The 13,300-nt window shown below is 67.8% G+C and carries 14 protein-coding genes; 11 read left to right on the top strand and 3 right to left on the bottom strand.

Translation table 11 applies throughout. The annotated features are described in order from the left end of the window. From Q9246_RS12725 to ccoS, 3 genes are read left to right on the top strand one after another with little or no spacing between them, the layout of a single operon-like run. Entirely contained in the window at positions 1-780 is a 780-nt protein-coding gene (locus Q9246_RS12725) for a sulfite exporter TauE/SafE family protein (protein ID WP_306397910.1), read from the top strand. After that, complete coding sequence (locus Q9246_RS12720) at positions 777-3,227, top strand: heavy metal translocating P-type ATPase (protein ID WP_306397909.1); 2,451 nt, start codon at positions 777-779, stop codon at positions 3,225-3,227. Before Q9246_RS12725 ends, Q9246_RS12720 begins: the two co-directional genes overlap by 4 nt. A 3-nt stretch (positions 3,228-3,230) precedes the next feature. Continuing rightward, positions 3,231-3,386: a cbb3-type cytochrome oxidase assembly protein CcoS gene (gene ccoS, locus Q9246_RS12715; RefSeq protein ID WP_306397908.1), complete on the top strand. Its 156-nt coding sequence runs from the start codon at positions 3,231-3,233 to the stop codon at positions 3,384-3,386. 38 nt (positions 3,387-3,424) lie between these two features. Here the strand turns inward: ccoS and Q9246_RS12710 are convergent, their stop codons facing one another. Further along, positions 3,425-3,790, bottom strand: a complete 366-nt coding sequence (locus tag Q9246_RS12710; RefSeq protein ID WP_306397907.1) for a TraR/DksA family transcriptional regulator — start codon at positions 3,788-3,790, stop codon at positions 3,425-3,427. Between the two features lie 288 nt (positions 3,791-4,078). Here Q9246_RS12710 and ccoN point away from each other — a divergent pair, with 288 nt between their 5' ends. The 6 genes from ccoN to Q9246_RS12680 are packed head-to-tail and all read left to right on the top strand — an operon-like array spanning position 4,079 to position 9,267. After that, positions 4,079-5,539 carry a cytochrome-c oxidase, cbb3-type subunit I gene (ccoN, locus tag Q9246_RS12705; protein WP_306397906.1) on the top strand — a complete coding sequence of 487 codons (1,461 nt, stop codon included), beginning with the start codon at positions 4,079-4,081 and terminating at the stop codon, positions 5,537-5,539. A 16-nt stretch (positions 5,540-5,555) separates the two neighbouring features. Next, positions 5,556-6,170, top strand: coding sequence for a cytochrome-c oxidase, cbb3-type subunit II (gene ccoO, locus Q9246_RS12700; RefSeq protein ID WP_306397905.1), 615 nt, complete (start codon positions 5,556-5,558; stop codon positions 6,168-6,170). Position 6,171: 1 nt separating this feature from the next. Beyond that, positions 6,172-6,342 (top strand): cbb3-type cytochrome oxidase subunit 3, encoded by a 171-nt coding sequence (locus Q9246_RS12695; RefSeq protein ID WP_306397904.1) that lies wholly within the window; start codon positions 6,172-6,174, stop codon positions 6,340-6,342. Position 6,343: 1 nt separating this feature from the next. Then, on the top strand, positions 6,344-7,294 hold the full coding sequence (gene ccoP / locus Q9246_RS12690) for a cytochrome-c oxidase, cbb3-type subunit III (protein ID WP_306397903.1): 951 nt from the start codon (positions 6,344-6,346) through the stop codon (positions 7,292-7,294). Beyond that, positions 7,291-8,700, top strand: a complete 1,410-nt coding sequence (ccoG, locus tag Q9246_RS12685; protein WP_306397902.1) for a cytochrome c oxidase accessory protein CcoG — start codon at positions 7,291-7,293, stop codon at positions 8,698-8,700. Before ccoP ends, ccoG begins: the two co-directional genes overlap by 4 nt. Positions 8,701-8,742: 42 nt before the next feature. After that, positions 8,743-9,267, top strand: coding sequence for a FixH family protein (locus Q9246_RS12680; RefSeq protein WP_306397901.1), 525 nt, complete (start codon positions 8,743-8,745; stop codon positions 9,265-9,267). Between the two features lies 1 nt (position 9,268). On the opposite strand, the gene Q9246_RS12675 is transcribed toward Q9246_RS12680, so the two are convergent. Together Q9246_RS12675 and Q9246_RS12670 are read right to left on the bottom strand one after the other, a co-directional pair. After that, positions 9,269-9,739 carry a hypothetical protein gene (locus tag Q9246_RS12675; protein WP_306397900.1) on the bottom strand — a complete coding sequence of 157 codons (471 nt, stop codon included), beginning with the start codon at positions 9,737-9,739 and terminating at the stop codon, positions 9,269-9,271. A 104-nt stretch (positions 9,740-9,843) separates the two neighbouring features. After that, entirely contained in the window at positions 9,844-10,809 is a 966-nt protein-coding gene (locus tag Q9246_RS12670; RefSeq protein WP_306397899.1) for an arsenic resistance protein, read from the bottom strand. A gap of 113 nt (positions 10,810-10,922) precedes the next feature. On the opposite strand from Q9246_RS12670, the gene Q9246_RS12665 reads away from it, so the two are divergent. Both Q9246_RS12665 and Q9246_RS12660 read left to right on the top strand, forming a co-directional pair. Then, positions 10,923-11,294: a hypothetical protein gene (locus Q9246_RS12665; RefSeq protein ID WP_306397898.1), complete on the top strand. Its 372-nt coding sequence runs from the start codon at positions 10,923-10,925 to the stop codon at positions 11,292-11,294. A 135-nt stretch (positions 11,295-11,429) separates the two neighbouring features. Next, positions 11,430-13,262 (top strand): DUF885 domain-containing protein, encoded by a 1,833-nt coding sequence (locus Q9246_RS12660; RefSeq protein WP_306397897.1) that lies wholly within the window; start codon positions 11,430-11,432, stop codon positions 13,260-13,262. Positions 13,263-13,300 lie beyond the last annotated feature (38 nt).

Here is a 13,300-nt window from a genome sequence, read left to right as displayed (position 1 = left end):
ATGAGCGGCATCAGCCTGTTCCCCGTGTTCCTGGTCGGCCTGGCCGGCAGCGTGCACTGCGCCGGCATGTGCGGCGGGATCGTCGGTGCGCTCTCATTGCCGCGCAGGCCGGCGCCGCTGCTGCGGGCGCCGGCTTTTCCGGTGCCTGTGCGCAGCGAGACCGCGGCCGGCGGGGCCGCGCTGGCGTACGTCGGGGCGTATAACGCCGGCCGCATCGCCAGCTACGTGATGGCCGGCGCGCTGGCTGGAGGGCTGGCCGGCGGGGCCGCGTCGCTGGCGTCATTGCCGGCGCTGCAGGCGGGGTTCTACTGGGCCGCCAACCTGATGCTGGTCGTGCTGGGCCTGTTCCTGATGGATGCCTGGCGCGGCCTGGCCAGCGTCGAGCGGGCCGGCCAGGCGTTGTGGCGGCAGGTCTCGCCGCTGCTGCGGCGGGTGAATGGCGCACCGGCGGGCGGCGCGCGCATGTTCGCGCTCGGCGCCCTGTGGGGCTGGCTGCCGTGCGGGATGGTCTATAGCGTGCTGGTGACGGCCATGCTGAGCGGCTCGGCGCTGGACGGCGCCGGCGTGATGCTGGCCTTCGGCCTGGGCACCTTGCCGATGCTCGCGGCCCTCGGCCTGGCCGGCGCCAGGCTGCGCGCACTGGCGGCGCGGCGCGCGGTGCGCCTCGCCTGCGGGCTGGCGATCCTGGCCTTCGGCATCCTCGGCCTGGCGCGCGCTGCCGGCGGCCTGCCGCCGGGCTGGATGCATGAATTGTGCCTGAGCGTGGGGAGGTCGATATGAGCGCGGTCCTTGAAGAAGCGGTGCGCGACGTGGCTGCCGCGGCGGCGGTGCGTGCGCTGCCCGCCGGGTGTTTCCACTGCGGCTTGCCGGTGCCGGCCGCCGGCAACTGGCACGCCACGATCGGCGGCAATGTGCAGCGCATGTGCTGCCCGGGATGCGCGGCGGCGGCCGAGGCCATCGTCGACGGCGGCTTCGCCGACTACTACGCCACCCGTACCGCCTACGCCGCCCAGGCCGATATCGAGGCCGCCAATGCGCCCGAACTCGACCTGCTCGACGGCGCCGGCCTCGATGGCGAAGCCAGCTTCACGGTCGAGGGCATCCGCTGCGCCGCCTGCGTGTGGCTGATCGAACGCCGCCTGCGCCAGCTGCCCGGCGTGCTGGACGCCAGCCTGAACGTGGCCACCGAACGCCTGTTCGTGCGCTGGGATCCGGCCACGTGCCGGCCGAGCGTCATCCTGCGCACCCTGCGCGCGATCGGCTACGGCGCCTTCCCGTACGACGCGCAGCGCCATGGCGAACGGCTCGAACGGGCGCGCAGGAAGCTGTTCCGCCAGCTGTTCGTGGCTGGCCTGTCGATGATGCAGGTGATGATGTACGCGGTGCCGGTGTACATGGCCGACGAGGGCACGATGGACGCGGCCATGACGGCGCTGATGCACTGGGCCTCCTTCGTCCTGACCCTGCCGGCGCTGCTGTATTCGGCCCAGCCTTTCTTCGCCGGCGCCTGGCGCGACCTGCGACGTGGCATGCCGGGCATGGACGTGCCGGTCGCGCTGGGAATCGGCGCAGCCTTCGCCGGCAGCGTGCATGCCTTGCTCGCCGGCGCCGGCGACGTGTACTTCGACTCGGTCACCATGTTCGTATTCCTGCTGCTGGGCAGCCGCTACCTGGAACTGAACGCGCGTCGCAAGGCCGCCGGCGCGCTCGAGCGCCTGCAGCAGGGCTTGCCGCCATCGGCGCTTCGCCTGCGCGGCAATGCGCACCTGCGTGACACTGAACTCGTCCGTGCCGCCAGCCTGCGGGTGGACGACCTGGTGCTGGTGCGCGCCGGCCAGGCGGCGCCGGCCGACGGCGTGATCGTCGAGGGCACGACCGAGGTGGACTTGGCGCTGCTCACCGGCGAGAGCCGCACCCAGGCGCGCGGCGTCGGCGACGCGGTGCCGGGCGGCGCGGTCAACGTGGCCGAGGCCATCGTGCTGCGCGTGAGCTCGACCGCGCACGACAGTCTTCTTTCCATGCTGGTGCGCCTGGTCGAGCGCGCGGGGCAGGGCAAGCCGGCGCTGGCGCTATGGGCCGACCGGGTCGCGGCCTGGTTCGTGCTCGCCCTGCTGGGACTGACGGTGCTGGCCTGGTTCGCCTGGCAGCAGGTCGATCCCGGCAAGGCCTGGCAGGTGGCGATCGCGGTGCTGGTGGTGTCCTGCCCGTGCGCGCTGTCGCTGGCCACGCCGACCGCGCTGGCCGCCGCCACCAACCGCCTGCTGCGGCGCGGCGTGCTGGCGGTGCAGCCGCACACGCTCGAGACCCTCGACCGCGCGACCCACGTGGTGTTCGACAAGACCGGCACGCTCACCCATGGCCGGCCATTGCTGCGCCAGACCCTGTCGGTGGGCGGGATGGCCGGCCTCGACTGCCTGCGCGTGGCGGCGGCGCTGGAAGCAGACAACCCGCATCCGCTGGCGCAGGCGATCCGCGACGCCGCAGCGGCGGAGAATGGCGACGCCGCTCATGCCGAACGGACCCAGTTCACGGTCGGCCAGGGCGTCGCCGGCTGGGTGGACGGCCGTTATTACCGGGTGGGCAGCGCGGCGTGGGTCGCCGGCGTGGCCGGCGGTGCGGCGCGCGCCGCGGTGCCGGCCGGGACCACCTCGGTCTGGCTCGGCAACAGCGAAGGCTGGCTGGCGCGCTTCGACCTGGCCGACGGCCTGCGGCCAGAGGCGGCCGAGGTGGTGCGCCGCATCCGCGCCGGCGGCAAGGCCGTGGTCCTGCTCAGCGGCGACGAACAGCACGCCGCGCAGGCGGTGGCGGCCGAACTGGGCATCCCGACCGCCATCGGCGGCAAGCTGCCGCAAGAGAAGCTGGCCTATGTGCGGCGCCTGCAGCAGGACGGGGCGGTGGTGGCGATGATCGGTGACGGCATCAACGATGCCGCGGTGCTGCGCGGGGCCGACGTCTCGTTCGCGATGGGGCGCGGCGCCGAGTTGGCGCAGCTGCATGCGGATGGCGTGCTGATGGGCGACAGCCTGGCGCCGCTGGCCGACACCCTCGACACGTCGCGCCGCACGCTGGCGGTGATCCGCCAGAACCTGACCTGGGCGACGGTGTACAACCTGGCGGCGATCCCGGCGGCGGCGATGGGCCTGCTCAATCCGTGGATGGCGGGGATCGGCATGGCGGCGAGTTCGGCCGTGGTCGTGCTCAATGCGCTGCGCTTGCGAAAGGACTAGGGGATGGAAGCCTTGTATTTGCTGGTACCGCTCAGCGTGGCGGTGGTGGCCGCGGCTCTCTGGGTGTTCTTCGGCGCCGCCGACAGCGGGCAGTTCGATGACCTGGAAGGGCCGGCTTACCGTGTGTTACAGGACGATGATCGCGGCGGCAACGGTTGACGTGAGGTGGGCGTTCTGACGCCCACCCCACCATTGAATCACATGCTCGGACCGCGGCCGATGCCGCTTTCCTTCTCGATGCGGTCCTGGCACTCGATACACATGCGCACCGTCGGCGTGGCCAGCAGGCGCGCGTCGGGGATCTCGCGTCCGCACGATTCGCAGATGCCGGCGCCGCCGGCCTCCAGCTTGCCGAGGGCGACATCGATCTCGTGCAGGGTGTTCGCATCGTGCTCGGCCAGGTGGACTTCGTCGTGGCCTATCATCTCGGCGGTGTTGCGGTCGTCGCCCTGCGCTTCGTGCGCGAGCGGGCCGATCGACGGGGCGTCGCCCTCGTCGGCCGTGGTGCGCGCACGCACAGCGCCGAGCAGGTCTTCACGCGCCGCGTTCAGGCGCTTGGACATTTCTTGGTGAACGGATTGGGAAAGAGGCGGCATAGCGATTCCTTATTGGTGAGTGAGGAAAAGCCCCCCGGAACATGGCGGGCCGTCTAGTTTTGGACTTGATTCATCTCAAAACGATGCCCGTGGAATCGTGGAAGAAAGGGCCGCGGCTCGGGTACGGATAGCGCCACAACCAACGTTCCCATACTCTATCCATTAAGGAACATTTTGATTCAGATCAAGGATTTTTAAGGTTCGTAAACGCACACTCCTGACTGTCACTCATTCGTGTCATTTCAGGAGAGTACCTTGGACAGCAGTCTAAACTATAACTACAAGATCGTGCGCCAGTTTGCCATCGCGACCGTGGTCTGGGGCGTGATCGGCATGGCGGCGGGGGTGTTCATCGCGGCCCAGCTGGCCTGGCCCGCGCTCAATTTCGACATCCCCTGGCTCAGCTACGGGCGCCTGCGCCCGCTGCACACCAACGCGGTCATCTTCGCCTTCGGCATCTGCGGGCTGTTCGCCACCTCGTACTACGTGGTGCAGCGCACCTGCCAGGTGCGCCTGTTCTCGGACCGGCTGGCCGCCTTCACCTTCTGGGGCTGGCAGGCAGTGCTGCTGTGCGCCGCCGTCAGCCTGCCGATGGGTTTCACGCGCGGCAAGGAATACGCCGAACTCGAATGGCCGATCGCGATCCTGATCGCCATCGTCTGGGTCGCCTACGCCGTGGTGTTTTTCGGCACCATCGTCAAGCGCCGGGTCAGGCACATCTACGTCGCCAACTGGTTCTTCGGCGCCTTCATCCTGGCGGTCGCCATCCTGCACATCGTGAACGGCATGACGTCGCCCGCCTCGCTGATGAAATCGTATTCGGTCTATTCGGGCGTGCAGGACGCCATGATCCAGTGGTGGTATGGCCATAATGCGGTCGGCTTCATCCTCACCGCCGGCTACCTGGGCATGGTGTACTACTTCATCCCCAAGCAGGCCGAGCGTCCGGTGTACTCGTACCGACTGTCGATCGTCCACTTCTGGGCCCTGATCTTCACCTATATGTGGGCCGGCCCGCACCATCTGCACTACACCGCGCTGCCCGACTGGACCCAGTCGCTGGGCATGGTGTTCTCGATCATCCTGCTGGCGCCGTCGTGGGGCGGCATGATCAACGGGATCATGACCCTGTCGGGCGCCTGGCACAAGCTGCGCTCCGATCCGCTCCTGAAATTCATGATCGTCTCGCTGTCGTTCTACGGCATGGCCACCTTCGAGGGCCCGATGATGTCGATCAAGACCATCAACGCACTGTCGCACTACACCGACTGGACCGTCGCCCACGTCCACGCAGGCGCCCTGGGCTGGGTCGGCTTCATCACCATGGGTTCGATCTACTACATCATCCCGCGCGTCGCCGGCAAGAAGCAGATGCACAGCGTCGCGATGGTCGAGACCCACTTCTGGGTGGCGACCATCGGCGTCGTGCTGTACATCGCGTCGATGTGGATCGCCGGCGTGATGCAGGGCCTGATGTGGCGCGCGGTGAATGCCGACGGCACCCTGACCTATACCTTCGCCGAGAGCGTCAAGGCCACGTATCCCTACTACGTGATCCGCGTCACCGGCGGCCTTCTGTACCTGTCGGGCATGGCGCTGATGGCCTGGAACACCTGGATGACGATGCGCGGCACGAAGAGCGTCGACGTCCCGATCCCGCTGGGGCCGAAGAATCCGCGCGGCGTCAATGAAGCCGAACACGTCGTCCCCGCCTGAAGAAGAGGAGTTTGCAATGAAGTTCACCCATGAGTGGATCGAGAAGAATGTGTGGCTGCTGATCGGCCTGGTCCTGCTGGTCATCTCCTTCGGCGGCCTGGTCGAGATCGTGCCGCTGTTCTTCCAGAAGTCGACCACCGAACCGGTCGCCGGCCTCAAGCCGTACTCGCCGCTGCGCCTGGCCGGCCGCGACGTGTACATCCGCGAGGGCTGCTACGGCTGCCACTCGCAGATGATCCGGCCCTTCCGGGCCGAGACCGAGCGCTATGGCCACTATTCGGTGGCCGGCGAATCGGTCTATGAACACCCGTTCCAGTGGGGTTCCAAGCGCACCGGTCCCGACCTGGCGCGGGTGGGCGGCCGCTACAGCGACGAATGGCACCGCACCCACCTCGACAACCCGCGCGACGTGGTGCCCGAGTCGAACATGCCGGGCTATCCATGGCTGGCGACCACCAAACTGGTGCCGGCCGAGATCATGCCGAAGATGCGCGCGCTGCAGCGCGTCGGCGTGCCCTATACCGATGCGGAGATCGCCTCCGCGCCCCAGGAACTGGTCGACAAGACCGAGCAGGATGCGCTGGTCGCCTACCTGCAGGGCCTGGGCACCCAGATCAAGACGAGGAACTGAGATGGCGCTTCAACATATCTTCGACGACGCCAGCAGCGTCATGACCGTGGTCAGCTTCGCGACCTTCATGGGCATCGTGGGCTGGACCTATCTGCTGCACAAGGGCAGCGACTTCGACGCGGCGGCGCTGCTGCCATTCGCCGACGACGCCATCGACGGCGGGGAGCATTGACATGGCCGACTTCTTCAACGATTTCTGGCATTACTACGTCGCGGTGATCACGATCCTGTCGATCGCCGGTTGCGGCATCCTGCTGTGGTCGCAGTCCAAGTTCAAGGTCAGGCTCGATGCCGACGGCAAGCCGCAGCAGACCACCGGCCATGTCTGGGACGAAGACCTGACCGAATTGAACACGCCGATGCCGCGCTGGTGGATCGTCATGTTCTGGCTGTCGATCCTGTTCGCCGCCGCCTACCTGGTGCTGTATCCCGGCCTGGGCGCCTTTCGCGGGACGCTTGGCTGGAACCAGGTAGGGGAATACCAGGATGAGCTGCAACAAGCGAAGGCCGAATACGGCCCGCTGTTCGAGCAGTATAAAAAGCTCGACCTGAAGGCGGTGGCGGCCGACCCGCAGGCCCACGCGATCGGTGAGCGCCTGTTCCTGACGTATTGCTCGCAATGTCATGGCTCGGACGCGCGCGGCTCCAAGGGCTTCCCGAACCTGGCGGACAGCGACTGGCTGCATGGCGGCGCGCCGGACGCGATCAAGACCTCGATCATGAACGGCCGCACCGGCATGATGCCGCCGATGGGCGCGGCGCTGGGGTCGGACAAGGACGTCGAGAGCGTGGCCCACTACGTGCGCTCGCTGTCCGGCCTGTCGGCCGATCCGATCAAGGTCGCCTTCGGCAAGCCGAAGTTCGCCACCTGCGTGGCCTGCCACGGCGCCGACAGCAAGGGCAACACGATGCTCGGCGCGCCGAACCTGGCCGACAAGACCTGGCTCTATGGCGGCAGCGTCGAGACCGTGATGGAGACGATCCGCAAGGGCCGCACCAACACCATGCCGGCCTTCGGCGACTTCCTGGGCGAGGAGAAGGTGCACGTGCTGGCGGCCTATGTGTGGAGCCTGTCGAATCCGACGGCGCCTACCGATGCGACGAAAGCGACGGCGGCAAAATGACCGATCCTGCCGGAGCGCCGCGCGAGGCGATCGTCCGCATGTACGCCGCGCGCGAAGACATCTTCCCGCGCGAGATCAAGGGACGCTATGCGACGCTGCGCTGGGCCTGCGTCTGGCTGACGCAGCTCCTGTTCTACGGCCTGCCATGGCTGAACATGAACGGCCGCCAGGCCGTGCTGTTCGACCTGGCCAGCCGCAAGTTTTTTCTAGCAGGGATGGTGTTCTGGCCGCAGGACTTCATCTACCTGGCGGCGCTGTTGATCGTGTGCGCCTATGGCCTGTTCCTGGTGACGGCGGTGGCTGGCCGCGTGTGGTGCGGCTTTGCCTGCCCGCAGACGGTCTACACCGAGATTTTCCTCTGGATCGAGCGCAAGATCGAGGGGCCGCGCAGCAGCCAGATGCGGCTGGCGCGCCAGCCCTGGAACCTCGAGAAAGTGGGCAAGCGCGGCGCCAAGCACCTGGCCTGGGGCCTGGTCGCCCTATGGACTGGCTTCACCTTCGTGGGCTATTTCGCCCCGATCCGGTCGCTGGGCGGCGAGATCGCAGCCTTCGGCCTGGGGCCGTGGGAGACCTTCTGGATCCTCTTCTATTCATTCGCCACCTACGGCAATGCCGGCTGGCTGCGCGAGCAGGTGTGCAAGTATATGTGCCCGTATGCGCGCTTCCAGAGCGCGATGTTCGACAAGGACACGCTGATCGTCACCTACGACGAGGCTAGAGGCGAGCCGCGCAACGGCCGCCGGAAGGGCGAGGCGAAGGCATACGCCGCTGAAAGCGGCGACTGCATCGATTGCAGCCTGTGCGTGCAGGTATGCCCGACCGGGATCGACATCCGCAAGGGCTTGCAGTACGAGTGCATCGGCTGTGCCGCCTGCGTCGACGCCTGCAATATCGTGATGGACAAGGTGAAGAAGCCGCGCGGCCTGATCCGCTACGCGACCGAGAACGGCCTGCTGCGCAAGCTCGGCGCGCGCGAGATCCGGCGCCGCATGCTGCGTCCGCGGGTGCTGGTCTACAGCGCCGTGCTGGTGGCGCTGGTGGCCGCAATGGGCACCTCGCTGGCGCTGCGCAATCCGCTCAAGCTGGACGTGATCCGCGACCGCGGCTCCATGGGCCGCGAGGTCGACGATGGCCGCATCGAGAATGTCTATCGGCTGCAGCTGATGAACACCAGCGAACAGGCGCAACTGCTCCGGGTGAGCGTGCGTGGCATCCCGTCGGCTGCGGTGGTCGACGACGGCGCGATCGCGGTCGACGGCGCCACCACGCGCGCGGTGCCGGTGCGGGTGCGGATCGACCCGGGTGCGGGCACGCCGGGCTCGAACAGGATCGAATTCACGGTGCGGTCGGTGGACGATCCGGACCTGAGCGTGAGCGAAGGCGCCGCTTTCATTGTACCCAAATGAGCGTACCCAAATGAGTGTGCCCAAATGAGCAAGGAGAAGACGATGCACGCAACGAACCCCAATCTTCCGCATGGCGCGGCGCCGTGGTACAGGCACCGCTGGCCGTGGTTCCTGATGATCGGCCCGGTGGCGGTGATGATCGCCACCGGCGTCTCGGCCTGGCTGGGCATGCAGCAGCCGGACGCGATGGTGGTCGCCGACTACTACAAGCAGGGCAAGGCGATCAACCAGGACCTGCGGCGCGACCGCGTCGCTACCGCCCTGGCGCTCAGGTTCGAGGCCAGCCACGACGCGCGGGCGGGGCGCCTGAACGGCCGCCTCTCCAGTAACGGCCAGCCGGTGGTGGCGCCGTTCCACATCCGCCTGGCGCATCCGACGCTGCCCGAGCGCGATCTTGTGCTCGAGGCGCTGCCCGATGCCCAGGGGCGCTTCTCGGCTGACTTGCCGGCGCTGGAGGCGACCCACTGGCAGGTGGTGGTGGAAGGCGCGGCGCGCGACTGGCGGCTGGCGCGCAGCTGGAGTCCGGCCAAACAGGAGACATTGACGATCCAGGCAGACGCCGGGTAGATCAAGGGCTGACGGTCATCGAGAAGGCGGCAATCGCGACGACAAACGCGATGAACATGCACAGTGCGCTGAAGATTTTTGCGCTCCGGGGGCGCCGGACGTATGCGCCCCCGATAATGGCGGCGATATAGCGCTCTTGTCCGCGCCCGCCCCAGGAATGCCAGGCGAGCAGCAGGGCCAGGCTCATCGACGAGGGCAGTTCCAGATCGCGCCCCGGCATACCGCCCAAAGCGGGCAAGAAGCACGCTGCCACAATGATTGCGCTTACCATGCGCAGCCAGGTGCGCGCCTGCGCGGCCTGGTCTTCCTGGCCGAGCGTCTGCCAGTTGCGCATATGGATATAGGCGCTGAAGGCAGGCGAGAGCAGCAAGCCCCAATAAGTCGCCGCGCGTGGGTTCCACAGGAGCAGCCGGGTGTTGCCGGCTGTGGCGTGGCGGACGGTCGTCGTTTCTGCCGGGAGCGAGATTTCCATGATGGCCCTATCGGAGTTTGCCGTGTGGAAATATGATGCGCCATTGCGGGAATCCTTGCTGTTGATCCCGGCCAGTCGTTCGGCAAACGCCTCGGCTGTACTACTCAGGCGGCAGGCGGCTCTCCGAGCCGCGCGATGGCGCGCACATATACCAGTTCCGCCACCAGTTCGACCAGGGTCTGGGTCACGACGATCGCCGGCAGCAGCGGCACCGCGCCCGGCACGGCCAGCGCCAGCGGCAGCACCACCAGCGAGTTGCGGGTGGCGCTGCTGAAAGCGACCGCTCGGCCGGCGGGCGCTTCGAGTCGGAACAGCCGCGCCACGAGCCAGCCGGCCAGCGGGGCGAGCACGGCGAACGCGATATACACCGGCACCACGCCCAGCGCCGCGCTGCCGGCCTGGCCCAGCTGCGGCAGCACCGAGGCCACCACGATGAACAGCACCAGCGCCGTCGCCGGCACCGGCAGCAGGCCGAGCACGGTCGACGCGCGTGCGCCGGCCTGGCTGCGCCCGGCCCAGGACTGCAGCGCCAGCGCCAGCAGCAGCGGCACGGCGATCAGCCAGACGAAGGCATCGATGAAGGGACCGGGCTGCACCAGGCCGGCCGCGCCGTCGCCCAGCAGGAAGCGCAGGTACACCGGCAGCATCAGCATCTGCGCCACCAGCAGCACCGGCGTCGCGGCCAGCAGCAGGCGCGCGTCGGCGCGGCCGAGGTGGGAGAAGGTGACCACGTAGTCGATGCAGGGCGCCAGCAGCACCAGCAACACGCCCAGCCGGACCAGCGGATCGTTGGACACGAACGGCAGCAGGGCGGCGACCAGCAGCGGAATCGCGATGAAGTTGGTCGCCAGCAGCGCGGCCAGGAAGCGGGTCTGCGTGAATGCCCGTCCCAGCTCGGCCAGCGGCACTTGCAGGAAGGTCACGAACAGCATGAAGGCCAGCGCCGGGTTCACCGCCGCTTCCAGCGCCGTGGTCCCAGGTACCAACCAAGCCGCGAGCAGCGCCAGCGCCACGGCGCAGAAATAGATGCCTGCCTGGCCGTTCTCCAGCCTGTCCCTGATAGTCTGCATGCCGCGCGGTCATTCTCGTCGATGGAAGGATGGCCATTATACGTAGCGCGCCATGGTCATCCGAAAGCCATGCTGTAAGATGCCGGCCATTGCGTGACTGATCGGGAGAGCGTGTGCAGTACCGGAACCTGCTTGTCTATTGGCTGGCGATCGGCGTCGGCGGGATGCTGGCGTTTCGCATCCCCTACGCCGGTTTCGCGCTCGGCATCGGCGCGCTGCTGTACTTCGTGTATGCGATTCCCTACTGGCTGCTGTTCGTGGTGTTCTTCCACCAGCGGCCGTACAGCCCCCTGGTGTTCGGCATGGCGCGCCGCACCTTCGCGATCCGGCTCGCACTGGGGGCCGCGGTGGTGTGCATCGGCAGCCTGCTGCTCGGCTGGAACGTGCTGGCCTGCCTGGGCTCGGCCGTGCTGTTCTACTGCGGCGAGGTCGAGCTCAAGGACCGCATGATCGCCGCCGCGGACGGCAGGCCCCGTTCCGGCTAGCGCGCCGTACGTACGCCGCGTGACAACACCGGCGTTGTCGATCTGTTTACTTCCATGTTAGATTCCTCGGCGGCAATTGCCGCATTCACGAGATGCGCCCGCCGCACAACATCAACCACGAGGAAGACACCCAAGATGCCATCGACCCGCCAGCGCAGCCTGCGCGCCACCATCGCCGCCCTGTTCATTCCCGCCATGCTCGCCGGCGTGGCGCTGCCAGCCGCCGCCGCACAGGCGGGCGCCAGCCAGGCCGCCGCCGTCGCCCCTTATAAAGCCTTCGACGCCTGGAGCGACAAGTTTGCCGAGGACTGGGTGCGCCTCAGCCCGCAACTGGCGACCTCGACCCAATACTTCAGCGGCGCCGAGCAGGCGAAACTGGACCGCGAACTGACGCCGCTGACCGCGGCCCACCGCCAGAAGGCGGTCGCGATGGCGCGCGACGGCATCAAGCGCCTCGACGGCTTCAAGGCCCAGCCCCTGAACGAGACCCAGAAGATCTCTGCAGCCGTGATGCGCTGGTCGCTGCAGAACGTGATCGCCAACGAGCCGTTCGAGGACCATTCCTTCGTGTTCTCGCAGTTCAGCGGCCCGCAGATCGGCCTGGTCAACTTCATGACCAATACCCATCCGATGCGCAATGCCGCCGACGTCGACAGCTACCTGGCGCGCCTGGAGCAGGTCGGCCAGCGCATCGACGAGGCGCTGGTGCGCGCCAAAGGCGCGGCCGCCAAGCAGATGATTCCGCCGCGCTTCATCCTCGAACGCGCCCAGTTCCAGGTCGACCACTTCCTGAAACCGGCCGCGGCGGAGAATGTGCTGGTGACCACGCTGGCCCAGCGCACCGCCGAGATGAAAGACCTGTCTCCGGAGGCGCGCAGCGCCGCCATCGTGCGCGCGACCGCCATCGTCGAGCAGAAGGTCCGTCCTTCGTATACCCGCGTGCAGGCCTTCATGGCCGAGATCCACCCCAAGACCGGCGATGTGGCCGGCATCTCGCGCCTGCCGAACGGCGCCGCCGCCTACAAGCGCGCGATCGAGAACTTCACCAGCACCCAGCTGACGGCCGACGAGATCCACACCATCGGCCTGCGCGAAGTGGCGCGCATCGAAGCCGAGATGGACAAGCACCTGCGCTCGCTGGGCCTGGCGGAGGGCAATATCGAGACCCGCATGAAGCAGCTCGATGCGCGCTTCCAGCCGAAGGGCGAGGGCGATCCGCGTCCGGCCATCATTGCCAGCTACAACGAGATGGTGCGCGACGCCGAGCGCAGGAGCGCCTCGCTGTTCAACCTGAAGCCGCGCGCGCCGGTCGATGTGCGCCGCGTGCCGCCGCTGACCGAACCGTCGGCCGCCGCCCACTACACCCTGCCGGCGCCGGACGGCAGCCGACCGGGCATCTTCTGGGTGCCCCTGCGCGGCCCGACCTTCGACATGATCCGCATGCGCAGCCTGGCCTACCACGAAGCCGTGCCGGGCCACCACTTCCAGCTCGCGATCCAGCAGGAGATGAGCGACCTGCCGAAATTCCGCAGCCAGCGCATCTTCAGCGGCGGCAGCGCGCACTCGGAAGGCTGGGCGCTGTACACCGAGCGCCTGGCGGTGGAGCAGGGCTGGTACGAGGGCGACGTCCCCGGCCTGCTCGGCGCCCTGGGTTCGGAACTGTTCCGCGCCCGCCGCCTGGTGGTCGACACCGGCCTGCACACCAAGGGCTGGACCCGCCAGCAGGCGATCGACTACGGCATCGGCGCCCAGGAAACCGAGCGCTACGTCGTGTGGCCGGGCCAGGCCAATGCCTACATGATCGGCATGCTGCGCATGCTGGAACTGCGCGAGAAGGCGCAGAAGGAGCTGGGCGACAAGTATTCGCTGCCAGCCTTCCATGACATGGTGCTGGGCGCCGGCTCGGTGCCGCTCGACGTGCTGGGCGAGCTGGTCGACAACTGGATCGCGCAGCAGAAGAAGGCTTGAACCCGATAGGCATGCGGCCCTGTGCCGCATGCCTGATC

This window comes from Telluria beijingensis (assembly GCF_030770395.1).
In the GTDB taxonomy this organism is placed as follows: domain Bacteria; phylum Pseudomonadota; class Gammaproteobacteria; order Burkholderiales; family Burkholderiaceae_D; genus Telluria; species Telluria beijingensis.
Note: the sequence above shows the minus strand (reverse complement) of the source record. Positions and strands in the feature narration are given on the sequence as shown.

Coding starts and splice junctions, on each gene's coding strand:
- Q9246_RS12725 (WP_306397910.1), top strand. CDS start 1: ATGAGCGGCATCAGCCTGTTCCCCGTGTTCCTGGTCGGCCTGGCCGGC.
- Q9246_RS12720 (WP_306397909.1), top strand. CDS start 777: ATGAGCGCGGTCCTTGAAGAAGCGGTGCGCGACGTGGCTGCCGCGGCG.
- ccoS (WP_306397908.1), top strand. CDS start 3,231: ATGGAAGCCTTGTATTTGCTGGTACCGCTCAGCGTGGCGGTGGTGGCC.
- Q9246_RS12710 (WP_306397907.1), bottom strand. CDS start 3,790: ATGTCCAAGCGCCTGAACGCGGCGCGTGAAGACCTGCTCGGCGCTGTG.
- ccoO (WP_306397905.1), top strand. CDS start 5,556: ATGAAGTTCACCCATGAGTGGATCGAGAAGAATGTGTGGCTGCTGATC.
- Q9246_RS12695 (WP_306397904.1), top strand. CDS start 6,172: ATGGCGCTTCAACATATCTTCGACGACGCCAGCAGCGTCATGACCGTG.
- ccoP (WP_306397903.1), top strand. CDS start 6,344: ATGGCCGACTTCTTCAACGATTTCTGGCATTACTACGTCGCGGTGATC.
- ccoG (WP_306397902.1), top strand. CDS start 7,291: ATGACCGATCCTGCCGGAGCGCCGCGCGAGGCGATCGTCCGCATGTAC.
- Q9246_RS12680 (WP_306397901.1), top strand. CDS start 8,743: ATGCACGCAACGAACCCCAATCTTCCGCATGGCGCGGCGCCGTGGTAC.
- Q9246_RS12675 (WP_306397900.1), bottom strand. CDS start 9,739: ATGGAAATCTCGCTCCCGGCAGAAACGACGACCGTCCGCCACGCCACA.
- Q9246_RS12670 (WP_306397899.1), bottom strand. CDS start 10,809: ATGCAGACTATCAGGGACAGGCTGGAGAACGGCCAGGCAGGCATCTAT.
- Q9246_RS12660 (WP_306397897.1), top strand. CDS start 11,430: ATGCCATCGACCCGCCAGCGCAGCCTGCGCGCCACCATCGCCGCCCTG.